The sequence below is a fragment of the Rathayibacter rhapontici genome (genome assembly GCF_001995175.1).
Taxonomy (GTDB): domain Bacteria; phylum Actinomycetota; class Actinomycetes; order Actinomycetales; family Microbacteriaceae; genus Rathayibacter.
Genome location: NZ_MUKN01000036.1, coordinates 1 through 22,612 on the forward strand (window position 1 = coordinate 1; position 22,612 = coordinate 22,612).

Sequence of the window (22,612 nt, forward strand, 5' to 3'; positions counted from 1 at the left end):
GCCGTTCTTCCCGCGGATCGCGAACGCCCCAGCGTGCCACGGCTGGACCTTCGCCCGGCCGCCGATGCTGATGCCCTTGAGGACCTCGAAGTAGTTGTCGGCAGTCCACCCGGCGATGAGCTGCCGCACCCGGTTCCAGTAACCGACCCGGTACTTTTCCGGCAGCTGGAAGGAGAAGCTGGGTGCCCCGACGTCGCTCTTCATGACGATCTCGGTGTTCGACATGATCAGCTCAGCTGCGGCCTCGCTGGCGGCCTCGAGCACCTGAGGCGAGTTGACGACGCTCTCGACCGCGACGGGCTCGATCCGTTCGTTGATCGCCTGTTGGGTCTCCGAGCCGGGCTGCCGGATGTTGGCTGCCATGGTGCCGTCGGTGACGGGCTGCAGGTCGCCGATGTAGGCCATGTTCGTCATGTGGTGGTTGCCCTCTCAAGTACGTGGACGCGAGCTTTCTCGCCGGAGATGTCGAGGTAGACGAGGTAGTCCCGGTCAGGCGGGCCGAATCCCCATCCGACCGCCCCGGGAGGTGCGGGCTGGACGAGGAGCTTGCCGATCGGTCCGCCACCGAGCGGGACGCGTAGCTTGGCCGGGATCCGCTTGATGATCGGTGCGCGGCCCGCCGCGCTCCACACGGCTTCCACGTCGTACCAAGTCGCTGGTGCGAGGAACGTTGTCTCCCACAGGTCCAGCCGGAAGGCTCCGTAGAGGTCGGGGATGATCTCGATCGGCTCAGTGATGAGGAGACGATCGTCCTCGGTGGCGGGCCCCGAGAGCGTGAACCGGAGGCGGAGCTGCCGGTTAGCGAGGGGGCGCAGGCCGCAGTCGGTGACGGTGCCGTAGACGGTCGCGAGCGCCATGGCGGGTTCCTCCGGTTCGTCGGGATCTTCTGGGTCGGTCGGGTCCGTCGGGTCCGTCGGGTCCGTCGGATCCGTCGGATTCTCTGGATCGGTGGGATCCGTGGGATCTGTCGGGTCCGTGGGGTCTGTCGGGTCCGTCGGATCGGTCGGAGGTTCGGGCTCCGAGGTGACCGGGCGGATCGCCGCGAGGGTGCGCAGCATGATCTTCGCGATCGCGGCGTGGCCGGCCTTGTTGGGGTGCAGGCCGTCGCCGATGCGGAGCGAGAACACGTTCGGCGGGAACAGCTCGTCCATCAGGCGCGGGTCGACGCGCACCAGGTTCGGGTAGTCGCCGAAGTCGTCGAGTGCCTCGACCTGCAGGTCGCGGAACATCTCGATGGTCTCGTGCGTCGGCCGGGGTGCGTCGTACAGGAGGTACGACGCGGCCTTCGCCGGCGGCGCCATGACGACCATGGGCCGGTCGACGATGCTCGGCGCCCACCGAAGGATGCCGACCGAGATGAGCTCGTCGCCGGCCGCGCCCTTGTGCGTGATGGTGACCGTGTGCTCGCCGTCGTCAGCGAGATCCTGGAAGTGGATCGGCTGGGGCGCGTACTTTCCGCCGTTGGACCCAGGGGCGCCCTGGGACTTCGTCGACCGCGCCACGGGGGCGCCGCCGTCGAGGGACCAGGTGTAGTCGCAGCCGGACTGGTCGATGCGACCGAGCATCATCAGGGTCGCGTTGCGGCCCTCGAAGACGTAGGTCTTCGTCGCCCCGTTGACGGTGGTGATGCGGGTCTTGTCCGAGAACTGCTCGGGGTTGTCGCTCCACGCGCCGGTCTCGACGCCGGCGCCGATCTTCTGGTCGGACCAGAGGATCGCGGGGATCGCGGACATCGCGTTCTTGAAGCCGCGCTGGCCGGCCTGCGAGATGGAGTACTTCGCGTCGTTGCCGCCGACGACGACCGTGACCAGGTCGCGGTCGGCGACGTTCGCGTGGTCCCACTCGCGGACCCGGTCGAACTTGTCGGGCTGGCCGAGCAGGCGCATGGCGACGTCGATCGCGATCGATCCGCCGTCGGCCCAGTTCTTGACCGTCGTGTCGAGCTCATCGGCGACGAGGACGGGCCAGATGTCGCCGGGGCCGTAGTCCTTGAGCGGGGCGTCGTCGCTGATGTTGATGTTCGCCGAGTCGCCGAGGGCGGTGTCGTCGGCGAGCTTCCACGGCGTGAGCGACGGCTCGTCCGGAGGGGTCGGCTCCTCCGGGTCGACCGGCGGGTCCTCCGGATCGACCGGCGGGTCGACCGGCGGGTCCTCGGGGTCCACCGGCGGCACGGTGTCCGCCGCGAGGGTGCGGAAGGTGACGGGCGCTGCAGGCTGCTCGTCGCCGGCCTCTGCCTCGAGCGTCGCGAGGACGAGGGTGTAGACGGTGTCCGGCTCGAGCTCGCGCAGCAGCGCAGGCGACTCCTCGACCGCCTTGACGGTGTCGCCGTTGAGGGCGACCGTGAAGCCGAGGGGGGTGGCGCCCGTCCAGGTGATCAGGGCGTCTGTGGCCGAGACGTCGGAGACGGTCACAGCGTTCGGTGTCGGCAGCGGCGGGGGCGGGGGTACCGCCTGGCCGTCGCCGACACCGAACGGGGACGTTCCGAACGGCTGGGTTCCGAATCCAGCCATCGGATCAGGCGAACGTGGTCGAGGGCAGGGTCTTCTTGGTCACGGTGCCTCCACTGATCTTGAGCGCCGGGATGTCCCCCGTCCCGTTGAGGACGGTGATCTTCGGGCTCGAGTGCTTGATGGTTCCCTTGCCGGACACGTGCGTCACCCACGCCTCGGGCATGCCCGTGACGCCCGCCTTCTTCGCGACGGACACGTTGCCGTCGAGGACGAGGTTGATGACGCCCTCGGTCTCGTGGCTCGTCATCCGGATGAGCTTCGTGCTGTCGGTCTCGTTCCGGGAGAAGTCCGCGAACATCGGGCCGATGAAGGCGATGTGCGCGGTGACGGGGACCTTCGGCTTGGGGCCGGGGTCGCCGTCCTTCCAGTAGCCGCCGGGGACGATGTCGAACATCGCGAGCGTGTTCCGCCCGGTGCGCGTGCCCGAGATCCAGGTGTCGACGCCGGTGAGGCGCATGCCGACCGTCTGGTACCGCGTCGCCGAGCGGCCTCCGTCGTCGAAGCCGTTGTCGTGGTAGACGGCCGAGTGGAACGGGGACTCCGCCGCGAGGCCCTGCCGGTAGCCGACCTCCTCGTAGCCCCACGCGTCGTTGCCGATGTAGGTGGAGCGGGAGTGGACGGGCTTGAGGACCCAGCCGGTCGTGTTCGGGTCCGGGTTGCCCTGCGGGACGGTGAAGCCGGCGGTCGCGTCGGTGAAGCCGTAGATCCCGCCGATGCTCTTGTTGCCGATGTACCAGGTGTTCGTCGAGCGCGTCTGGAACACCGACTTGCCGGCGTCCTTCTGGCCGCCGGAGATGACGCCGTTGCCGATGTTGCCGATGAAGTAGATGCTGTCGGCGCCGTGGTGGGTGTCGAAGCCGGGCGCGTAGGTGTCGAAGGTCTTGTTGAAGGTGACGAAGAGGAACCGCTGCGTGCCGTGGCGCAGCGTGTCACCGACGGCCGAGAGGAACTGGCTGTTCCCGGTCGGGTTCGTCGTGAAGCCGTGGCGGACGTTCGTGAAGACGTTGCCGGTGACGAGGAGGTTCTGACCGGTGCCCTCGACCTCGACGCCGTAGCCGAACGCGTCCTCATCGGTGGCGTCGTTCGGGAGCGCGAGGACCTGGTTGTTGGCGACGACGCCGCCGTAGGGCGATGCGAGGCGGAACGCGTTCCGGTAGCCGTTCTTGAAGATGTTGCCGACGTAGCGGCCGTTGACGGCGCCGCGGATGTCGACCGCTGCTCCGCGGACCTGGTTGACGCCGTTGGGGTCGGTGACCGTGTCGAACGTGAGGTCCTCGAGCTGCGAGACGAGGTTCGAGAAGTAGTCGCCCACCGGGAACAGCGCGGAGGGCGTGTAGCCCTTCTGCGAGCCGCCGAGCTTGCGGATGGTCTTGCCCGCGGTGATCTTCGACCAGTCGTAGAGGGTCGTGCCCTTCGTGATGACCTGGCCGGCGGCCGCGATCTTCCCGACGATGGTCGTGCCCTTGAGGACGTTCTCGCCGACCTGGAAGCTGCCGAGCACCTGCCGCGTGGTGACCCGCTTGTTCGTGGAGCCGTTGTAGTCGGCGCCGAAGCTCTCGATCTTCATCGACGCCTTCGACGTCGCACCGGTGAGCTTGTCGTTCTCCGCGAGCGTGCTCGCCGCGCTGCTGAGGAGGTAGGTGACGCCGAGGATCGCCACGGCCTCCGCCATGACGGGCTTGCCGGACGAGAGAGGGGTGTCGCCGCTCGAGAGCAGGTCGTGCACGACGGTCCCGGGCAGAGCCCAGGTGTAGAAGCCGGACCGGTAGTCGCTGGTGGTCGACTTGGTCGCGCCGGACGCGACGATCTGCCAGGCCGTGTCGGCGCGGAACTTGGGGATGTCGGCGGCGGGGACGTCGATGAAGTTCGAGGCGTGCTTGCCGTCGGTGTTGACACCGTCGCCGCCGACGACGGCCTCCTTGAACGCGGAGACCGTGACGCCGGGCGAGGGCGCGATGATCTGGCGGACGATCGTGCCGCCCTGGCCGAAGAAGCCGCCGCCGCCCACGCCGATGACGTGCATGTTCTTGTCGTTGAAGTTCGACCCCGCCGTGGTCTCCGCGACCAGGTAACGATGCGGCGCGAGGATGGCCTTCTTCGTGCGGTGCGCCTCGGCGTAGAGCGCCGTGGCGTCGTTCGCGACCGGGGTCTCCGCGTCGGGGTCGAAGGAGGTGAGCTTCCACTTCGGGTCCGCGGCGTTGAGAAAGCCGACGGACTGCTCCGCGATGCCTCCGACCTGCAGTTCCTGGATCGCGGTGGTGGCAGCAGCTGCCCACCCGCGCCAGTCGGTGTTGTTGAGGGCGGGGGCGGGCGGGACGGTGGTAACGGTGGCGGCCACGGCGGTCTCCTGTCAGGGGTGTCGGCGCGCGTGAGGCTCAGCCGCCGGGAGGGGTGTAGGGGCATGCGAAAGCTCCCGCCGGGTCGACGGGGGCTGGGGTGGAGCGCGGGGCGGGAGTGGGTCAGCGGCGAGCGCCGAGGGCGTCTCGTTCCTTCTGGGAGCGGACGACGGCGGCGGCGAGGGCGGACTCGGAGGTGCCGGGCGCGGCGGTGACGTTGATGGTCACCGGCTCCGCTTCGTGGCGTCCCTGCCGCTGCCCGTCCTCGCGGACCTGCACGCCGATCTCGGTGGCGAGCGCGGAGAGCGCGGCGAGGATCGCGATGACGAGGGACTGCCAGGTGAAGCCGAGCACGAGGGGGATGATCAGCGTCGCGACGGACGCCAGGATCGCGGCGCCGGTCTTGAGACCGCCGGCCCAGCGGCCCTTGAGCAGCGGCACGCCGAACGTGGTGATCGCGCCGGCGACGAGGGCGAGCAGCTGGCCCGCCTCGACGTCGTCGATGCGCTCGTCGGCGAGCGCGGTCTGCAGGGCGCCGAAGATGAGGATGAAGCCGGGCAGCAGCGCGGCGAGGTACTTCTGGATCACGGGGTCTCCTTGGGTGTGGCGGGCGTGGTGCTGGCGGGCAGGGCCTCGATGGCGGGCCACGGTGGGATCTCGGTGGCGCCGAACTCGGCGAGGAGGCGGCGCAGGTGTCCGGCGTGCTCTTCGATGCGACGGCGGTTGCGGTCGGAGATCTCGGCGCGCTGGTACTCGCGGTCGCGCTGAGCGACCAGGTCGTTCTTGCGGTGCGACTCGCGCGCGGACATGCCGTTGCGGATCTTGAGGTAGATGGAGACGCCGCGGGAGCTGAACGCTCCGATGCCGCCGGCGCCGAGGATGGCGACGATGAGAGGGACGAGGTTGTCGTCGGTCAGCACTCGTTGCCCCCTACTCGTGCCGCGGTGCGACGTTCTGCGTTCGCCTCCGCAGCGCGTCGGCCAGTCGGTCGGTGAGGTCCTGGTGGCTGGGGTCCGTGCCGAAGATCTGCAGTTCGACGTAGCGGCGCAGCAGACCCAGGAAGGCCGCGAGGACGAGGACCGTGGCGACGGCCGCGGTGACGGACTCGAGCGCGGTGCTGCCAAGGATCACGACGTAGATCGCGACTCCGAACATTCCAGCGGGCCCGGCGGGCACCTCGAGCACCCAGAAGCGCGTGATGCGGCCGAGGGCGCCGAGCCCGCCTCCGACCAGGAGCAGCGACGCCCAGACGCCGATGAGCCACTCGAAGCCGCGCAGCTCCGTGGTGACACTGTCGGGGGTGAAGGCGAGCGCGTAGATCCCGCCCGTCAGCACGGCCAGGTACGCGACGATGTCGATCCACCGGATGATCGCCTCCGCGCGCCGACGGCGGCTCTCCGGGATGGGGTTCCGGTCCATCAGCTCAGGACGCCAGGCTCGCCGCGAGCGTGGACGGGATCGCCGCGAAGTCGTCCTTGAGGGCCTGGTCGACCTTCTCGGCGATCAGGTCCGTCAGCGCCTGCGGGTCGACGCCCTGCGCGAGAGCGAGCGTTTGCACCGCGGCGGTGAGCGCGGTGATGCGCGCGTCGACGCCGCCGAGGATGACGCGGGTGTGGTCGGCGAGGATGCCCATGGTCACGGGCTGCGGCTCGCCCTTCTCATTGACCATGACGGTCGAGGGGAACGGCTGGTCGCGCGAGCCGGCGGCGGCGACCTTCGCGGCGTCGGCGGCCGCGGTGACGTGGACGAAGAGGTGGTTGAGCAGGGTGCTGATGTAGACCTTCTGCTTGCCCCCCTTGAGGTCGTCGATCTCGATGATGTCGGACAGCTGCATGTCGTACTCCTCAGGCGGTGCGGTGACGGTAGTGGCCCCGCCGCCGGTGGCGGCGAGGTAGAGGGCGGGGTCGACCTGGCGGCCGTTCCTCCGGAGCTCCTGGTGGCAGTGCACGTACTTCGTGCCCGTGTTGCCCATGACGCCGATCTCTTCGGCCTGCTCGACCTGGTCGCCGACCTCCGCGAGGAACTCGGCTAGGTGAGCGATGAGGGTCTCCCAGTGGTCGCCGTTCTCGTCGCGGCCGTGGTCGATGACGATGCGGTTCCCGTAGGTGCCGAACCAGCCGGCGACGGTGACCGTCCCGGCGGCGGGAGCGACGATGCGGAGGTCGTCCTTCGTCGCGTTGCCATGGCCCCAGTCGGTGCCGCCGTGAGACTTCACGTTCGCGCCGGGGACGTTCTTCGCGCCGAACGGGCTGGTCATGCGGCCGCGCGCCGCCTTGATGATCTGCATGCGGATCTCCTTGGTCGAGGGTCAGGCGGCGGCGCGGAAGAGGCGCCCGTCGGGGCCGACCTGCAGGTCGCCGGAGCCGGTGTCCGTTCGGGTGAGGCGTCCGTCGGGGCCGACGCCGACGTTGCCGGCGCCATTCGCACTGCGGGTGAAGCGGCCGTCGGCGCCGATCGTCAGGTTCCCGCCGCCCGGGTCGCCCGGGTCGTTCGGGTTCTCGGTGGGCGGGCCGTCTGGGCCATCTCCCGTGTCGGGCCAGTCGCCGGCGAGCGCCGCGCGGATGGCGGGGTCGGGGTCAATCAGCCCGTCGGTGATGCCCTGCCAGATGCCGTCGCTCGTGCCGTAGGTGGTGTGGGAGTGGGAGCCGGACCAGGCGGAGCCGGTGAAGTCGCCGTAGGTGGCGGCGTAGCGACGACGTCGCCGGGCTCGACGTGCTGGCCGACGGCGACGGTGATGCCCCAGAGGTGGGCCCAGGCGGCGCGCTTGTCGGAGTCGTCGATGCGGATGCCGACGACGGGGCCGAGGCCGCCGGTGCTGCTGATGACGTAGACGGTGCCGGGCGCCCAGACGGGGATCGCCTGTCGGGGCGCGGCGGCGATGTCGAGGCCGCGGTGCCCGAAGGACGAGTAGTAGGGGCCCTGCTCGCGGAAGCGGTTGCGGAAGTTCGACGGGTCGTAGAACGCCCGCCAGTTCGCGACCGGCATCAGCTGGTGGGGAGATCGGTGAGGTACGCGTCGCCGTCGCGCAGTTCGAGGCCGGGGCCGGTCTTCTGCTTGAGGCGTACGTTGGGGCCGTCCATGAGGACGTACGCGCCGCCGGCGTTGCGGACCTCCACGGATGCGCCGACGACGACGCGGGAGTCGCCGCGCTCCACGCGGATCTCGTCGTCGCGGAGGGTGACGCGCGCTCCGCCGCGCTCGACGCGGACCTCGTCGCCGCGGATGGCGATCGCCGAGCCGGCGCGGTCGAGGGTGATCTGGTCGGGCGCGACCTCGACCCGGCCGTCGCCGGTCGCGATCTTCGCGCTGTGCGGGGCGAGGCGCATGCTCGCGTCCTCCTGCAGCGCGACGAGCTCGTTCTCGGCGAGGACGAGGTTGCTGTCCCAGGCGAGCAGCCGGAGCGGAATGCCGAAGGCGACGAGTCGTCCCTCTCCGGCCTCGTGGATCAGCTGCGCGGACTGGTTGACGTCGCCGCTCGCGGAGACGACGAAGCGACCGCCGCCGAACGCTCGGACGTCGCCGGTGACGTCGACTCGTCCCTTCTGCCCGGCCTGCCCGTCGACGAAGAGGGTGCCAGTGACGCGGCCCGTGCCCTCGAGGAGGAACGCTTCGAGGCCGGCGACGCGGAGGCGGCCGACGGTGATGGAGCGTTGCCGAGCTGGGTGCCGCGCTCGATGCGGTCGAGGCGCTGGTTGGCGCGGCGCTGCGGGTCCTGGGCGAGGTTGTCGATGCGGGTCACACGGGCTCCCTCAGCGGCTGCAGGTGCAGGGTCACCTTCGTGGTCGTGTCGGTCGAGTAGCCGATGCAGTAGAGGTCGTGCCAGCCGTCGGGGATGACGGGGTCGCCGGTGAGCCCGAGGGAGACGCGGGCGCCAACGCGCAGGCGGTCGAGGAGGGTCTCGCCGGGCGCGATCGGGTAGTCGGCGTCGAGGTCGAGGGACCACTGCTCGGTCGGGGCGCGGTGGCTCCACAGGTCGGAGTAGGCGTGGCCGAGGAGGGTGCCGGCGTCGGTGATCTCCTTGTAGGACTCGACCATGTCGCGGATGACCATGCTCGGGCCGGGGAGGTTGTTGGCGAAGGCGACGAGCATGTCGACCTCGGAGCCGTTGCCGACTGCGATCGAGCCGGAGCGCTGGTCCTGCCCGTTCGCCTTCCACGCCCAGTCCATCGCCGCGTTCTCGGGGGCGTCGAGGTTGATGTCGAAGTCGGGGCCGGAGAGCTGCGGTCCGCCGACGCGGACGACCCACTCGATGCCGCCGTCGTCGCGGTAGCGGGGCTCGAAGTCGAGGTCCGGGCCGTCGGCCAGGTCGCTCAGCTCGGCGAGGGCACGGTCGGGGCTGACCATGTCCCAGTAGCGGTAGACGCGCTCGAGGTCGCCGGAGCCGTCGGGCGGGAAGACGAGGGGCAGGTTCCAGCCCTCGCCGCGGCCGGAGGCAGACGGGATGAGGATCGCGCGGACGGCGCCGGAGTAGTTCTTGCCCGTGAAGGCGACCTCGCCCGCGCGGTAGCTGACGGCGTCCGCGGCGTACATGAGGCGGGCGGTGAGCTGGTCGCGGACGTCGACGAGGGACACGGTGAGGGTGCGCGACTTCCGGCGCCAGCCGTCGTCGTTCTCGATGTAGCCGGCTGCGTGCACGCGGCCGCCGCGGGCCTTGACGAGGATGCTGCCGTGCGTGCGGGTGAGCAGCGGCCCCCAGAGGTTGCCCGGCTCGAGGACGATGGAAGCGGAGCCCGTCGAGACGTCGTTCGCGACGCGGTCGAACGAGAACGACGAGACCCCGTCGATCGCGCCCAGGAGGTTGCCGGTCCGGGCTTCGTGGAGGGTGTAGGTCCAGTCGGCCACGGGCGTCTCCTCAGATGTCGGTGTCCAGGACGGTCCCGGCGATGTACGCGCCCTCGGTGACCGCGTGCACGACAGGGACGCCGGGCGGGATGCCCCAGGTGATCGGGGAGGCGAGGCCGCCGGCGACGGTCTCGCCGTTGACGCGCAGCGACCCGTCGCGCATGTCGATCACGTGAGGGCTGCCGGGCAGCAGCGGCTCGAGGACGTCGAGGCGCAGGTCGGCGGGCCCGGCGAGCGTGTAGCCGTCGGGCCGGTTCCCGGTGATCGTGAGCACGGGCGTCGCGGTGAAGTTCCCGTCGTGCGTGGCCGGGTCGGAGGTGCTTCCGGTGAAGGTGTGCTCGGCGCCGTACTTGCGGGGGTCGACAGCGATGAACTGGATCTGCCAGGTCGCGTCTCGGCGAGCGAGGCCGGAGACGTCCCACTCGACGTCGTGGTCGCGCGGGAGACGCGCGCCCACCAGCTGCCGAAATCACCGGACTCGCTGAGCTCGTCCTCGCTACCGTCGGCGAGGACGCCGTGAGACGGCGGCGGAGGTCGTTGAGGTCCTTCGCGGACTCGGCGTGCGCGCTGCCCGAGAGGGTGATCGTGCGGGCGCGAGGTGTCCGGGGACGCGGAAGGCGCCCGGGGAGTTGGGCCGGTCGATCGACTCGCGGCGCATGGGCGGGGCGGAGTCCCAGCCGCGGATGCCGTCCTCGCCGAGGACCAGATCGCCGTCCTGCCGGCGACCGAGGCCGTCTGCGAAAGCCCGCAGGCCGCCGGGCAGGGTGAAGGTCCGATCGACTCTCATCGACGCCTCCTGTCGCGATAGGCGAGCTTCTCGGCGAGGAGCTCGGCAACCACCTCGCGTCGTCCCGGGTGATGATGGTCCAGCTGTCGCCGCCGCCGCCCGCGTTGCTGATGTCGGGGTCGACCGACGCGCGCGCGGGAGGTTGAGCAGCTCGGGGCCCCGCTCGCCGACGATGACCGAGCCTGAGCCGGTGATCGTGCCGCCCTTCGCGAGCATCGGGATGCTCGGGATGGACAGCGAGATCCCGATCGCGTCGCCGACGACTGAGGTGACGCCGTTGACGCCGTCGATGAGGTCGTTCAGCGGCCGGACGATGCCGTTGATCAGGTCGATGACGAACGCGACGACGCCCTCGAAGGCGCCGCGGATGACGTCTCCGATGGTCCCGAACACGGTGGCGAAGGTGGAGCCGATCAGGCCGAGGATGCCGACCATGCGGTTCCAGGAGTCGGTGAAGTAGGAGACGATGCCGTCCCACATGCCGTTCCAGACGCCGGCGATCAGCGCGCCGACGGCCGTGAAGACGGTGAGGACGGCGGTGATGTAGGCGGTGACGAGCTCGACGATCCAGGTCCAGACGCCGACGACGAAGTCCCCGATGCCCTGCCAGAGTCCGGTCCACCAAACGGAGATGAGGCCGCCGATGATCTGCAGGCCGAGCAGGAACAGCGCGAAGGTCTCGCCGATCCAGGTCGTGAAGCCGGTCCAGATCTCGACGATCCAGTTCGCGAAGCCGCCCCACATCTCGGTCCACCAGGCGCCGAAGGTGTTCAGCCCGTCGGTGATCCAGCCGATGAAGCCGCCCCAGATGTCGGTGATCGTCGTGACGACCGTGTCCCAGTTGAGGACGAGCAGGACGACGGCGGCGATGAGCGCCATGATGCCGATGACGATCCAGGTGACGGGGTTGGCGAGCAGCGCGATCGTCGACGCCCAGATCGACGCGGTCCAGGCGACGAACGCCGCGACGAGGCCGACGCCGATGACGCCGGCGATGATGCCCACGGACTCGGTGTTTTCGCCGACCCAGGTGCCGAGCTGGTCGAGCATCGGCATGGCGGCGGTGAGGCCGTCGCCGAGGGCAGTGAAGACCGCGGTCGCGATTGGCTCGAAGGCCTCCATCGCCTTGTTGAGGGTGACCTGCCACCGCTCGGCGAAGTCCATCGTCTCCTCGCCTACGCCGAGGATCGTGTCTCCGGTGGCGCCGGTCGCAGCCATCAGGTCGTCCATGTTGAGGACGCCGGACTGCAGCGCGCCGACGAACTGCGACGCGCCCTTCGTGCCGAAGATCTCCGACGCGAGGTTCAGCGCGGAGGCGGTGTCGCCTGCGTCGACGAACGACTGGATCTCGCCGGTGACGCGCTCGAACGCGGCCTGCGGCTCCTCGCCGTCCTTCGCGAGGTTGATCATGCCCTTCGACATCGACGAGAGGATCGCGGTCGAGTTCAGGCCCGCCTTGTCGAGCGTTCCCATCAGGGCTACCGACTCGTCGAAGCCAAAGCCGAGGTTCTGCAGCGCGGGCGCCACGGTCTGCACCCCGGTGGCGAGCTCGTTCATGCCGACGCCGGTGGCCTGCGACACCCGGAAGAGCGAGTCCATCGCTCCGGTGACGGCGTCGCCCTCGATGCGGAAGGCGGAGAACGCTGCCGACGTCGCGTCGATGTCGACCTCTTGGCCGAGGATGCGGCCGGCCTCGAGGTACTGCGACGCGACAGTCTCGAGGGTGTCGCCCGAGAGGCCGAGGCGGGTGTTGAGGTCGGCGACGGTCTGACCGGCGACGGCGAAGTCCGCGGGGACGGTGGTCGCTACGTTCTTCGCGACCTCGGACAGCCCCTCGAGCGCCTCGCCCTGCGCGCCCGTGCCGACACGGATGGTGTCGGTGATCTCGTCGAAGGTCGACCCGATCTCGTAGAGGCCCTTGAAGGCCCCGACGACTCCGGTGACGATGCCTGCACCGGCGAGGGCCTTGACCATGCCGCCGCCGAAGCGGCTGCCGGCGCGGTCGCCCTCACCCTGCGCGGCATCGGCGGCCCCACCGAACTGCTTCGCGATCTCGTCCTGGATGCCCTCGAGCGTCGGGACGAGGCGCATGTAGCCAGTGACGACCTCGTTGCCTTCGGGCATGGCGACCTACCTCTCGTCTTGCACGCGGCGCGGACGCTGCGCGCGCGTCGGCGAGATGAAGCGACCTCGGGAGTCGCGCGGGCGCGCGGTGCTCGCAGGCGCTTCGGCTTGGCCTGCGCGTCCCACCAGCCGGAGAAGTCAGCGACGGGGATCGCGTCGCGGCCGAGCTGCTGGGTGCGCTTCTTCTCCCACGGGCGCGGGATGGGCTTGGGCCGAGGTGCGGACTTCTTGCCCGCGCGCTGCCAGTTGCCCTGCGCGATCGAGTCGGCAACCATCGCGAGCAGCTGCGCGGAGATGTCCCAGCGGATGCCGTGCACGGACTCCGACGTCGACGACTCGGGCCGCTGCTCCCAGCGGCGGATGAGCAGCCGGAGCTCGTACCAGCTCAGCCGCTCGGTGGCGACGTCGTGCAGGTGAAGGCCGGCGAGGACGAGGTCCGTGCGAATGGCCTCTGCGTGCTCTCCGGTCAGGAGGTCGAAGAGGCCGTAGATTCCCCCAGGTCGATGTCCGAGCCGTCCTTCCACGCCATCATGAGGTCGTTGAACTGGGTCTTGTCGAGCTCGTCGAGATGCTCGAGCTGCTCGTCGGTCATGACGGACTCGAGGAGGGTGAACGTCTGGTCGAGGCCGCTGAGCTTGCGCGTCTTGCGGATGGTGCCGATCGACACGTTCTCGAAGCGGGGCAGGACGAGCTCGAAGCCGTCGGGCAGGGTGTGGTGGAACTTCTCCATCATCAGGAACCTCTCGTGGGTCCAGGAGCCGGGTGAGGACCGGGCGGGGGCGGGTTCCTGGGGCGCCCCCGCCCGGTGGTCGATCAGGCGGAGAAGACGCCGTCGTCGGTGAAGATGTAGATGTTCTGGCCGTCGGCGTCCGGGTAGGTCGCGAGGGTGACGGGCAGCGTGATCGCGCCGGTCGCGGTGAGGGGGATCTCGCCGCGGGAGACGACCTGCGCGCGCGGTGCGACGATGAGCACCCGGCGGTCGCCGTCCTTGACCTTGAAGTACCAGGCCTTGATCGGCAGCTCGTTCTTCCCGAGCGACGCGCGCATCTTCGTGCCGGAGTTCGCGGTCGCGGCGGTGATGTCGACGTGGTCCTCGCCGAAGTAGTTCCGGGCGGACTCGGCGTTCAGCTCGAGGTGGGTCCACGCGATCTCGCCGGTGAATTCGGAGAGGATGCGGCGGATCTCGGCGCCGGACCAGTCCTTGATCGTCTCGGTCGAGTCGGAGGGCGTGATGGTGACGCCGTCCTCGTTGACGTAGCCGGAGTCGCCGAGGCCGGCCGCGGTGAAGTCGTCGATGTCGTCGAAGACGGTGTCGAGCTCGGGGCCGGAGAGGATCGCTCCGGTGGCCTTCTGATCGGGCGCACCGACGAAGACCTTCTGGTTGCTGACAGGCATGAGTGCCCCTTTCAGACGTGGTGGAGTGGCCGCGGCGCGCGCGACGAAGGCCGTCCCCGGCGGGGACGGAGCGGGTGGGTCGTCAGAGCGCGGTGAGGCGTGTGTCGACGACGAGGGTGCGCGTGTAGCGGTTGCGCTTCGTGACCTGGTCCGCGCTGTTCGCCCCGCCGCCGAGCGAGCCGACGCGGTAGACGATGACGCCGGGGAGGTAGTCCTCGCCGACGAGCGACCGGATCAGGGCCGAAGAGACACGCATCAGTCGACTGGACTCGGTCAGGGTGCGGCCGAAGCACTCGAGGGTGATCTGCTGGCCGACGAGGACCCCGTCCCGGGTGTCGGTGCCGCCTGTGTCGACGATGCGCACGTGCGGGGCGTCCTCGACGCGGCCGGACACCGTCGCTTTGGCGCCGTTCTGCTCGAGCCTCTCGGGCAGCCAGTCGATCAGCCCGTCGACGAGGTCGGGCTCGGCGAGCAGCTCAGCCACGACGCACCGCCCCGAGGGCGGAGGCGAGGATGGTCGAGTCCTCGCGGACTGCGTCGAAGGCCTCGGGCGAGACCGGGCGGACGATAGTGGAGACCCGGTCGAAACCGTAGAGCCGCTTCGGCTCGAAGCCGTCGCCGAGCTCGTCCGCTGCGCGCTGGCCAGCGGCATCGACCCAGTCGGCGACCGCGTCGGAGCGGAGGATCTTCGCCAGCGCGGGCGAGTGGAACTCGAGCCGCGACTTGCCCCTACTGGCCATGCGTCCACCTCCGGAGCACGAACTGTGTGTGCGCCAGCGCTCCGGTCGGGGACGGCACCCGCATCGGCTCGCCCTCGACTTCGAAGTCGGCGCCGGCGTACTGGACGCGGTCCTCTGCGTTGACGTCGGCGGCCGCAGGGGCGACGACCTGATAGCCGGTGGCCACAGCGAGACGGTCGTCGGTGACTTCGGTGGAGGTGATCGGCTCAAGCCAGCATCCGGCGATTGTTTCCACGTCGGGCGCCTGGCTGTAGTCGGGGACGAGGGTGCCCTGGTCGTTGATCTTCGGGTAGCGCTTCCGGATGATCACCATCCGGGCGAAGCTGGGGAGCATCAGTACCTCGCGATCGCATAGGCGTCGACGGTGGCTTGCTCGTTCTCGAGGATCACGTTGCCGCCCGCGACGCCGGGGGCGGTTGCGGAGTTGACGATGGAGGCGCTGAGCGTCTGCTCGCGGACGACTCCGGTGCGCGCTGTGAGTGCGCGGGACGCCATCTGCAGGCAGAGCGTCTCGAGGTCGGCGGGCACGGCGGAGAAGCCGTGGCGGAAGGTGGCCACGACCGCGCCCGGAGTGGTGGACCAGGTGCGTCCGTGGATCTGCCCGTCGACGGTTTCGTCGTCGTCCTGCGCGACGTCGTAGCTGAGGCGGGAGACGGGGATGGAGACGCCGCTGTCGACGATCGAGACGAGCTCGACGAGGTGCAGCGTGGGCAGCCATGCAGTGCCGTCGCGGCGGATGCGCAGTGTGCGCGTGTCCTCGCGCGTGGTGGCGATGTGCCAGCCGGCGCGGTTGCGGATCTTCTTCGTGGCGGAGGCGAGCTCGCGGCGCACGTCCGGGTCGTTGGCGGCGAACAGTCCCTGCCCGCGGGCGACGAGGTCGGCCGGGAGGACGAAGAGTGCCCCGCCCGCTTCCTCCTCCTGGCCGGCCACTACTTCGTCTCGACCTTCGGGCGGCTGGTCTTCTTCGGCGCGGCGGCGGGCTCGGGCGCGGTGACCGGCTTGGTCTCGACCTCGGAGAGCCAGGAGACCGTGGTGGTCACGGGGCCGCCGGTGTCGTGCTCGACGACGACGGGCTGGTCGAGGTGGGCGACGGAGGTGGTTCCCGGGGGGATGTGCGCGACGGCGCCGGTCGAGCGGTTGTCGGCGGGGAGCTCGGTGACGACGGGAGCGCCGTCGAAGGGCGCCGCGCCGGTGCTCTTGGGGACGGTGACTTCGGGGGCGACGGTGAGGGCCACGGTGGTCTCCTTCGGTGAGGTGTGAGGGGTGGGGCGCGGCGAGTGGCCGGCGCCCCGTGGGTGGCGAGGTCAGCCGTTGAGGGCGGTGACCAGGCCGAATGCGCCCGGACGGTAGACCGCGAGGGCGAGGCGCTCCTCGGCGCGGAGCGCGGTGAGGTTCTTCTGGAAGTAGTCGGCGTGCGAGTTGCTCGCCTCGACGGTGATGCCGCCCTTCCGGAAGATCTGGCCGCCCTGCGCGAAGGCGCCGACGAGCGCGCTGTTCGACGCGATCGCGGGGGTGCTGACGACGCGCTTGCCCCAGAGCGAGGGGGTCGCCTCGGTGACGAACGGGCCCTGCGAGTAGTACGCGCCCTGCGCGTTCTTCGAGAGGGCGATGCCCTCCCAGCCGAGCGGGTCGATGACGACCGCGTCGGGCTCGAGGAACTGCGTGGTGCGGATGCGCGTGATCTGGCGGTAGATCGCGTCCATCGCGTTGTCGTCCGCGGCCGACGGCGCCGCACCGCGGGCGATGGGGGTCGCGAGGCCGGGGCGGTTGAGCAGGCCGACGAGGTTCGCGCCGGTGCCGTCGCCGGAGAGCAGCTGCGCCTCCTCGGCGAGCTTGACGAACAGGATCAGGCGGGCGTCGATGTACGAGCGCGCCTGCGCCCAGTCCTCGAGCATCTCGTCGGAGATGGGCAGGAAGGTCGCGATCTTGTGCAGGACTCGTCGACCTTGGTGAACGCGAGGGCCGACTCGGGCTTCACGCCGCCCTCGGCGACGGCGGCCGCGCCGTTGGTGACGACGGACTCGACGAGGTAGCGGATCAGCGGCGAGGTGGTCGTGCCGCCCGGGAACAGGTCGGAGATCGTGAGCGTGCGGAAGCGCTGCTCGACGACACCGGCCTGGACGGCGGGCTGGTTGGTGACCTGGTAGCCGCCGGCCGGGGCGCCGGCGGTGCCCTGCAGCAGGGGCGCCTTCACCTCGACGTCGTCGGTCGACCAGTTGCCCTTGAGCCCGCGCTCCATCAGGTTCTTGTAGCCCTGGGAGTTCACGAACTGGTGGCCGATCGACTCGGCGACCGCGGACTTGCGGTCCTCGGAGCTGGCGTCGTCGAGCGAGCCGCCGGCACCGGCGAAGCGCTTGCGGGCGCCGTCGATGTACTCGAGCTCCTGGACCTCGGTGGTCCACTTCTTGATGTCCGCCTCGAGCGGGTCGAGCGCGGCCTTCTGGTCCGCGAACGACTTGTAGGTGCCGTCGGTGTTCTCGGCGACGGCGAGCGCCTTCTGGGAGAGCTCGCGGACCTTGTCCTGGGCGTCCTTCAGCTTGGTCATGGGTTACTCCTCCGGAGTGGTGATGGTGGCGAGTGCGAGCCGCGCGCGGATGCTGGCGGCCTTGGTGGCGAGGTACTCGGCTTCATCGCCGGAGGAGTCCGAGGAGGCGCCGGCGGCGGGCTCGGTCGAGCCGGCGGCGGGGGCCTTCTGTTCTCCGTCGGGGGATGCTTTCGCCTCTGATTCCTCAGGGTCCGGCGTGAGGACTTCCGTCACGCCCGCGGCCGTGCGCTCACCGGTGAGGGTGATCGTCGTGCCGTCGTCGGTGTAGCTCTGTCGCCAGAGCTGGGTCTCGTAGGTGTCTCGGTCCTCGGACTCGAAGACGAGCTCGCCCGCGCCGTCGCCGGCCGGGATCGTGCCGCGCAGCCATGCCCACGAGCCGGGGTAGGCGGCGCGCAGCGCGGCGCGGGCGCGGTCCTGGATCGCCTCGAGGCTGCCTGCGATGCTCTTCGTCTCGCGGTGCCCGAAAGCCTTGCCCTCTGGCTTGGCGGCGCCGAGCGCGAGAGCGGCGTCGAGGATCGCCTGGATGAGCTCGGAGTCGGCCGCGCTGTTGCGCGCGCCGGCCTTCACCGCGATCGACTTCGACGTCAGCACGAGCGCCTCGCGGTTGGACGGCACGGCGACGAAGGCGCCGTTGAGCAGCTCGCGGGTGGACTTGGCGTCGGGCCCCTTGCCCTCCTTCGTCGACATGAACGCGACGGAGGTGGTGCGGATGTGCTGCTCGTTGACGAGGGTGCGGACCTCCTGCGCGCGGGCGAGCGAGCTGTAGGTGCCGCGCACGATGAGGTTGCCCGTCTCCTTGTCGAGCTCCGGCTTCCCGGATCCGACCGTGGTCGCGACGGACATGCCGTGGTCCTGGTCGAAGGTGATGTGCTCGGGCAGCGGCTGCTTCCACTCTCCGGGGAGGAGGGTGTCGCCGTCGCGGTCGAGGGTGGGCGCGGAGAGGATCACCTCGAACTCGCCGGGGAACGCGTCGTCCGGTCCGGTGTTGGTGATCGTGGCGTCCTTGCGGATGACGTTCATGAGGCTCCTCAGGTGACGTTGATGGTGATGCCGCACATGCAGCCGGCGACCTCGTCCGCGCCGCCCGCGGGATCGCCGGGTGCGTTCATGCCGTTCGAGAACAGCTCGTCGATGCCGACGGTCTCGCCGTCCATCGCGGCGTGAGCCGAGCGGGGGTTCCCGGACTCGGTGTTCCAGGTCTTCGTGACCTGCTTGTCGAGCTGCTGCCCCGCCTGCTGCCCGGCGACGATCGCCGCGAAGCCCATGACGCTGGCGACGCGCGAGGTCGCGATCTCGGTCGCGCGTGTCGACGTCTGCCCCTCATCGAAGAGCCGGCCGAGCGTGTCGGCCGGGTCGTCGTCGTCCTCGAGGCTGTCGAGTGCGGCGTCGATCTGGTCGGCCGTCGTGCGGTTGATGCGCTTCGCGGAGTCCGTGGCGTCGGAGTCGATCCAACCCTGCACGGTGCTCGGGTCGTAGGTCGCGCCGAGAGACGCGGCGGTGGCGCCACCGGCGACCTTCGCGGTCGCCGTGGACAGCGAGCCGAGAATCTCGGCGAGCGCCTCGTCCCAGTCGGCCGGCTCGAAGACGCCGGACGCCTTCGACGAGGCCGCCGAGACGACCGAGTCGCGCTGGGTCTCGAAGAAGATCTCGAGCTGCTCGACGTGCTCGGTCACGAGCTTGTCGCGCGCCGCGTTCTTCTTCGCCTTGACGCGGCCGCGGCGCCCGGCGGCCGATCGGGCCTCGCGGGTGTGCTCGATGGCGCGCTGCACCGGAGTGGGGATCAGGGTCCCGTCCGTCGCGACCTGCTGGCCGCCGGGCTGGCGAGCCTGCTGCGCCGCGACAGCCGAGAGGGGCAGGAGCGCGGCGTTCGCGAACAGCTGGTCGGCCTCGTCGCCCGCGCGGGGCAGGCCGAACATCGGCCGCGCCTCCGACGGCTTCACGACGCCGGTCTGGATGAGGCTGGTGACGGCGGTGGCGCGCGTCTCGAAGTCGCCGCGGAGGACCTCGTCCATGTTGAACTTCGTGAAGACGTCACGGTCGGGGTAGAAGTCGGGGACGAGCTGGCTGTCGACGACCGACTCGAACTTCTCGAACCGCGGCGCCATGGTGTCGCGGTACATCGAGCGCAGCTGCTCGGTGATGTTCGAGAAGGTCGCCTTGTCGAGGATGTGCACGACCGGCGGCGGGACGTCGTAGGCCGAGCACACCTCCTCGCGGTTGAGCTTGCGGCCCTCGATGTACTGCATCTCCTCGGCGGAGAGCTGCACTGTGGTCGGCTCCATCGCCTCCTCGACGACGAGCACGCGGCCCATGTTGTCGGCGCCGGAGAGGTCGCCCTCGATCTGCTTGCGCAGGCGGGTGACCGCGGCGTCGGAAAGGTTCTTGGGGTGCTTGAGCACGAGCGAGGGGCGGGCGCCGTTGCGCCACCAGGCGGCGTTCGCTCGGCGGGACGCGTCCTCGTTGAGGAGCGTCATGCGCAGGCCCTCGAGGTTCGAGAGGCCGCGCCGGATGTTGTCGGGGTTGTAGTTCTTGAACACGACGACGTCGGCGGCCGGCCACTCGATCGGCTGACCGGACGCGTTCACCGCGGACCCGTACCGGTAGATCAGCTCGCCGCGCTCGTTGCGGTGCGCGGTGATGTTCGTCGGGTGGACCGGGTGCAGCTCGCGCACGCGTCCGTCGGTGCCGCGCAGCTTGAGCCAGAACGCCTCGCCGTAGATGTCGTACGTCGACGACGTCCACTCCCACAGATCGAATCCGGACATGTGCTCGTTCGGCGACGCGAGCAGCGCGGAGAGATTGCCGGCCTCGGGCTCCTGCTCGGTGCCTTCGAGCTGGCGCTTCACGTCGAAGGGGTTGCGAGCGGTCGCCATGGCCAGCTTGCGCACGACGATCCCGACCCAGAGCTGCTCGCTGTAGATCTTCCCGAAGGCGGTCATCTGGCCGAGGCCGGCGCCGCTGGCGTAGTAGCTGCCCTGGTTGAACATCGGGGTCAGGTCGCCGAGGGCCGACCCGGGCACGGAGACGAGGGCGCCGTTGGAGATGATCACTCGGGCCTCCTCGTCACTTCGTCTGCTGCATGTAGCGATGCCGAGGCGGGGCAGCCAGAGGCGGCCCTCGACGGGGACCCGGTCGCCGTTGGGGACGAGCGCGAAAGCGTTCGCGAGGATCACATGCGTGTCGTCGGCGTCGACGAGGACCCCGTCGAACGTCTCCTCGCTGAGGAGGGTGACGACGATGCTCGAGCGCAGCTGGTTTCGGATCAGCCGGTCGGGGTGTGCCATGGGGTGCTCCTCGCAGGTCAGAGCGCGATCAGGCCGCGCTCCTCGTAGACAGATGGGCCGGCGGTCGGGTGAGCTCGCATGAGCCAGTGAGCACCGATGACGCCCATGAGTGGCGAAGCGTCGCCGGGCGAGTTGACGCGGTCGGGGACGTAGACGTCGCCGAGCTTCTTCACCACGGCCGAGCCTGCAGCGACGTCGAGGACGGGCTGGTCGCGATGCCACGCTTTGCCGTTGTGCACGGCGTTGAGGAGCATGCCGGTGCCGATGCCGAGGTCAGGGCCCTGCCACTCGGTGAGCTCGAAGCCCGCGGCCTCGAGTTCGGGGATCAGCGAGGACGCAGGCGCGCCGCGGCTCTGTAGCGTGATGCCGCCGATCGGGAACTTGCGGTCGGGCGAGCTCAGCCACGGCACGAGCCAGTCGGTGCCCGGGCGGGACTTCATCACGCCGACGTGCGCGTCGCCGTCCTCGCGCTCTGCAGCGAAGGCGATGTGCGTCCACTCGAGGTTGTGGGAGACCTCGACGCAGAGGTACACCGGAGTCTTCGGGTCGGCGCGCTTGGAGAGCGGGTCACGCTGTCGCGCCCACGTTCCCTCGTGGAAGGGCCCCCCGGTCGCGTCGTCGGGGAAGACGTTCATCACCTCTGCGAGGAACACGGACGCGGGGTCGTAGCTGTAGGAGGCGGCCAGGCTGTCGACGTGGATCGTGTGTCCGAGCGACGGGTTCCCGTACGCCCAGGTTTCCGGAGCGTCTGCCGGCGCACCCTTCGGAGGGGACCACCAGAACAGGCCGGTCGCAGTCGTCTTGTCGCCGGCTTCGATCGCCTCCATCGCCTGCTTGTGCAGGTGGCGCTGCACGACGGCGTCGAGGTACCCGGTGTTCGCTGCAGCGAGGATCTGCGCGCGCCGGCGGGCGTTCGTGGTCTTCGACAGCGCCGACCAGGCCGAGAAGGTCTTGTGCTTGAGGATCTCGTCGACGAAGACGAAGTCGAAGGTGAGGCCGCGGCCGCCGTTGTCCGCGGAGTCGACCCAGTAGCGCTGCTCCCCCGCGAGCTCGAACCACAGCTCGCCGTTCGTGTTCGACTCGCGCGTGTACTCGGCGCGCAGCTCGGCGACCGCGCGGATGATCTTCTTCGCCTGCTCCCACGGCTTCTTCGCGGTCGCGAGCTTCTGAGCGACGCCGATGACCTGCGCGTCGCCGTCCATGAACATGCGGAAGAGGATCATCAGCGCGGCGACGAAGGTCTTCCCGTTCTGGCGCGCGACCCAGAGCAGTACGAGCTTGAACCGGTAGGAGCCGTCCGGGTTGAGCTCGAGCGCGTGGATCAGGAACCAGCGCTCCCAAGGCAGCAGCGGAGGCACGAGCGGCTCGAACTTCGTTCCGGCGACCTCGTCGTGCAGCCACTCGGAGAAGCGGATCGCGGCGAAGCCGGCCGAGGTCTTCTCGGTCAGCTTGCGCCGCGGCGGCGTGAAGACGCGCGGCACCTCGTGCCCGAGGACCGGCTTCGCGCTACGCCTCCCGCTTCCTGCTCCCGCCACTCTGTGAACCTCCGTTCCAGAACTGCGTGCGCAGCGTGTCGAGCTTGCTGACCTCCTTGGTCTTCGACGCCTCGGCGAGCTTGGTCATCATCTCGACGTAGCGAGACGCGAGGTTCGCGCGCTGCGGCACGTTCTCCGCGCCGTCGAGGTCGCGCGCCAGCGTCATGACGAGATCGGCCAGGAAGCCCATCGCGTCGGGCACCTCGAGCGCCGCGATCGCCTTGATCGCCGCGGCCTCGTTGGACCCGGCGAGCGCGGCAGGGCGCTCCCCCGCGACCGGCGGAGGCGGGACAGGGGGGACAGCAGGTGTCCCCCCTCGTGTCCCCCCGGATGTCCCCCCTCGCGCAGGGCGAGGCGTGTGCATGTCGGTGACCGGAGCGACGTGTCCGGACTCGCGGGATCTAGCTCGCTGCCTGGCCTTTTTCTCTCGCTCGCGCAGCCGCTTCTCGTCAGGGGTGAGAGGCATGGAGACCACCTCCCAGAGGTGGGGGGACACGGGACAGGGGGGACAGCA

25 protein-coding genes are annotated in these 22,612 nt (G+C 69.9%); all 25 read right to left on the bottom strand.

Features of this window, described 5'->3' with window-relative positions; translation table 11 throughout:
- On the bottom strand, positions 1-414 hold a 414-nt coding region (locus tag B0T42_RS12245; protein ID WP_139344499.1), incomplete at its 3' end, for a hypothetical protein.
- Complete coding sequence (locus B0T42_RS21405) at positions 411-2,411, bottom strand: hypothetical protein (protein ID WP_083741868.1); 2,001 nt, start codon at positions 2,409-2,411, stop codon at positions 411-413. The genes B0T42_RS21405 and B0T42_RS12245, both read right to left, overlap by 4 nt.
- Before the next feature lie 103 nt (positions 2,412-2,514).
- Positions 2,515-4,848, bottom strand: coding sequence for a hypothetical protein (locus B0T42_RS12255; RefSeq protein ID WP_077223388.1), 2,334 nt, complete (start codon positions 4,846-4,848; stop codon positions 2,515-2,517).
- A 121-nt stretch (positions 4,849-4,969) separates the two neighbouring features.
- Positions 4,970-5,434, bottom strand: a complete 465-nt coding sequence (locus tag B0T42_RS12260) for a hypothetical protein (protein ID WP_077223389.1) — start codon at positions 5,432-5,434, stop codon at positions 4,970-4,972.
- A complete protein-coding gene (locus tag B0T42_RS12265; protein WP_077223390.1) occupies positions 5,431-5,766 on the bottom strand; it encodes a hypothetical protein in 336 nt (111 codons plus the stop codon). Before B0T42_RS12265 ends, B0T42_RS12260 begins: the two co-directional genes overlap by 4 nt.
- Before the next feature lie 10 nt (positions 5,767-5,776).
- Entirely contained in the window at positions 5,777-6,265 is a 489-nt protein-coding gene (locus B0T42_RS12270) for a hypothetical protein (RefSeq protein ID WP_077223391.1), read from the bottom strand.
- A gap of 4 nt (positions 6,266-6,269) precedes the next feature.
- Entirely contained in the window at positions 6,270-7,133 is an 864-nt protein-coding gene (locus B0T42_RS12275; protein WP_077223392.1) for a M23 family metallopeptidase, read from the bottom strand.
- A 293-nt stretch (positions 7,134-7,426) separates the two neighbouring features.
- Positions 7,427-7,831 (bottom strand): M23 family metallopeptidase, encoded by a 405-nt coding sequence (locus tag B0T42_RS12280; protein WP_077223393.1) that lies wholly within the window; start codon positions 7,829-7,831, stop codon positions 7,427-7,429.
- Positions 7,831-8,172 (bottom strand): hypothetical protein, encoded by a 342-nt coding sequence (locus B0T42_RS12285; protein ID WP_077223394.1) that lies wholly within the window; start codon positions 8,170-8,172, stop codon positions 7,831-7,833. Before B0T42_RS12285 ends, B0T42_RS12280 begins: the two co-directional genes overlap by 1 nt.
- Positions 8,173-8,581: 409 nt before the next feature.
- Positions 8,582-9,688 carry a hypothetical protein gene (locus B0T42_RS12290; RefSeq protein ID WP_077223395.1) on the bottom strand — a complete coding sequence of 369 codons (1,107 nt, stop codon included), beginning with the start codon at positions 9,686-9,688 and terminating at the stop codon, positions 8,582-8,584.
- Positions 9,689-9,698: 10 nt separating this feature from the next.
- Positions 9,699-10,145 carry a hypothetical protein gene (locus tag B0T42_RS12295; protein ID WP_077223396.1) on the bottom strand — a complete coding sequence of 149 codons (447 nt, stop codon included), beginning with the start codon at positions 10,143-10,145 and terminating at the stop codon, positions 9,699-9,701.
- A gap of 39 nt (positions 10,146-10,184) precedes the next feature.
- On the bottom strand, positions 10,185-12,599 hold the full coding sequence (locus tag B0T42_RS12300) for a phage tail tape measure protein (RefSeq protein WP_077223397.1): 2,415 nt from the start codon (positions 12,597-12,599) through the stop codon (positions 10,185-10,187).
- A gap of 466 nt (positions 12,600-13,065) precedes the next feature.
- On the bottom strand, positions 13,066-13,332 hold the full coding sequence (locus B0T42_RS12310) for a hypothetical protein (protein ID WP_077223399.1): 267 nt from the start codon (positions 13,330-13,332) through the stop codon (positions 13,066-13,068).
- Between the two features lie 80 nt (positions 13,333-13,412).
- On the bottom strand, positions 13,413-13,994 hold the full coding sequence (locus B0T42_RS12315; RefSeq protein WP_077223400.1) for a phage tail tube protein: 582 nt from the start codon (positions 13,992-13,994) through the stop codon (positions 13,413-13,415).
- An 82-nt stretch (positions 13,995-14,076) separates the two neighbouring features.
- Positions 14,077-14,478: a hypothetical protein gene (locus B0T42_RS12320; RefSeq protein WP_077223401.1), complete on the bottom strand. Its 402-nt coding sequence runs from the start codon at positions 14,476-14,478 to the stop codon at positions 14,077-14,079.
- The gene (locus B0T42_RS12325) at positions 14,471-14,734 is read right to left on the bottom strand and encodes a hypothetical protein (protein ID WP_077223402.1); all 264 of its coding nucleotides are present in this window, start codon (positions 14,732-14,734) and stop codon (positions 14,471-14,473) included. Before B0T42_RS12325 ends, B0T42_RS12320 begins: the two co-directional genes overlap by 8 nt.
- A complete protein-coding gene (locus B0T42_RS12330) occupies positions 14,724-15,068 on the bottom strand; it encodes a hypothetical protein (RefSeq protein WP_077223403.1) in 345 nt (114 codons plus the stop codon). The genes B0T42_RS12325 and B0T42_RS12330 overlap by 11 nt, the downstream gene beginning before the upstream one ends.
- Positions 15,068-15,664, bottom strand: a complete 597-nt coding sequence (locus tag B0T42_RS12335; RefSeq protein ID WP_077223404.1) for a hypothetical protein — start codon at positions 15,662-15,664, stop codon at positions 15,068-15,070. Before B0T42_RS12335 ends, B0T42_RS12330 begins: the two co-directional genes overlap by 1 nt.
- Positions 15,664-15,969 (bottom strand): hypothetical protein, encoded by a 306-nt coding sequence (locus B0T42_RS12340; protein ID WP_077223405.1) that lies wholly within the window; start codon positions 15,967-15,969, stop codon positions 15,664-15,666. The genes B0T42_RS12335 and B0T42_RS12340 overlap by 1 nt, the downstream gene beginning before the upstream one ends.
- A 69-nt stretch (positions 15,970-16,038) precedes the next feature.
- On the bottom strand, positions 16,039-16,629 hold the full coding sequence (locus B0T42_RS22010; RefSeq protein WP_077223406.1) for a phage major capsid protein: 591 nt from the start codon (positions 16,627-16,629) through the stop codon (positions 16,039-16,041).
- Positions 16,581-17,279, bottom strand: a complete 699-nt coding sequence (locus B0T42_RS22015) for a phage major capsid protein (RefSeq protein WP_077223407.1) — start codon at positions 17,277-17,279, stop codon at positions 16,581-16,583. The genes B0T42_RS22010 and B0T42_RS22015 overlap by 49 nt, the downstream gene beginning before the upstream one ends.
- 3 nt (positions 17,280-17,282) lie before the next feature.
- Positions 17,283-18,299, bottom strand: a complete 1,017-nt coding sequence (locus B0T42_RS12355; RefSeq protein WP_077223408.1) for a hypothetical protein — start codon at positions 18,297-18,299, stop codon at positions 17,283-17,285.
- 8 nt (positions 18,300-18,307) lie between these two features.
- Positions 18,308-20,563, bottom strand: a complete 2,256-nt coding sequence (locus tag B0T42_RS12360) for a phage portal protein (RefSeq protein ID WP_077223409.1) — start codon at positions 20,561-20,563, stop codon at positions 18,308-18,310.
- 17 nt (positions 20,564-20,580) lie between these two features.
- Positions 20,581-22,098 (bottom strand): terminase large subunit domain-containing protein, encoded by a 1,518-nt coding sequence (locus B0T42_RS12365; protein ID WP_139344500.1) that lies wholly within the window; start codon positions 22,096-22,098, stop codon positions 20,581-20,583.
- The gene (locus B0T42_RS20065; protein ID WP_158078116.1) at positions 22,070-22,564 is read right to left on the bottom strand and encodes a hypothetical protein; all 495 of its coding nucleotides are present in this window, start codon (positions 22,562-22,564) and stop codon (positions 22,070-22,072) included. The genes B0T42_RS12365 and B0T42_RS20065 overlap by 29 nt, the downstream gene beginning before the upstream one ends.
- Between the last annotated feature and the right edge of the window lie 48 nt (positions 22,565-22,612).

Bases quoted from the DNA above. Each gene is read 5' to 3' on its own strand.
- B0T42_RS12355 (WP_077223408.1), bottom strand. From the start codon at position 18,299: ATGAACGTCATCCGCAAGGACGCCACGATCACCAACACCGGACCGGAC.
- B0T42_RS22010 (WP_077223406.1), bottom strand. From the start codon at position 16,629: ATGCTCGAGGACTGGGCGCAGGCGCGCTCGTACATCGACGCCCGCCTG.
- B0T42_RS12310 (WP_077223399.1), bottom strand. From the start codon at position 13,332: ATGATGGAGAAGTTCCACCACACCCTGCCCGACGGCTTCGAGCTCGTC.
- B0T42_RS12330 (WP_077223403.1), bottom strand. From the start codon at position 15,068: ATGCTCCCCAGCTTCGCCCGGATGGTGATCATCCGGAAGCGCTACCCG.
- B0T42_RS20065 (WP_158078116.1), bottom strand. From the start codon at position 22,564: ATGCCTCTCACCCCTGACGAGAAGCGGCTGCGCGAGCGAGAGAAAAAG.
- B0T42_RS12325 (WP_077223402.1), bottom strand. From the start codon at position 14,734: ATGGCCAGTAGGGGCAAGTCGCGGCTCGAGTTCCACTCGCCCGCGCTG.
- B0T42_RS22015 (WP_077223407.1), bottom strand. From the start codon at position 17,279: ATGACCAAGCTGAAGGACGCCCAGGACAAGGTCCGCGAGCTCTCCCAG.
- B0T42_RS12280 (WP_077223393.1), bottom strand. From the start codon at position 7,831: ATGCCGGTCGCGAACTGGCGGGCGTTCTACGACCCGTCGAACTTCCGC.
- B0T42_RS12315 (WP_077223400.1), bottom strand. From the start codon at position 13,994: ATGCCTGTCAGCAACCAGAAGGTCTTCGTCGGTGCGCCCGATCAGAAG.
- B0T42_RS12360 (WP_077223409.1), bottom strand. From the start codon at position 20,563: ATGGCACACCCCGACCGGCTGATCCGAAACCAGCTGCGCTCGAGCATC.
- B0T42_RS12275 (WP_077223392.1), bottom strand. From the start codon at position 7,133: ATGCAGATCATCAAGGCGGCGCGCGGCCGCATGACCAGCCCGTTCGGC.
- B0T42_RS12270 (WP_077223391.1), bottom strand. From the start codon at position 6,265: ATGGACCGGAACCCCATCCCGGAGAGCCGCCGTCGGCGCGCGGAGGCG.
- B0T42_RS12300 (WP_077223397.1), bottom strand. From the start codon at position 12,599: ATGCCCGAAGGCAACGAGGTCGTCACTGGCTACATGCGCCTCGTCCCG.
- B0T42_RS12285 (WP_077223394.1), bottom strand. From the start codon at position 8,172: ATGCGCCTCGCCCCGCACAGCGCGAAGATCGCGACCGGCGACGGCCGG.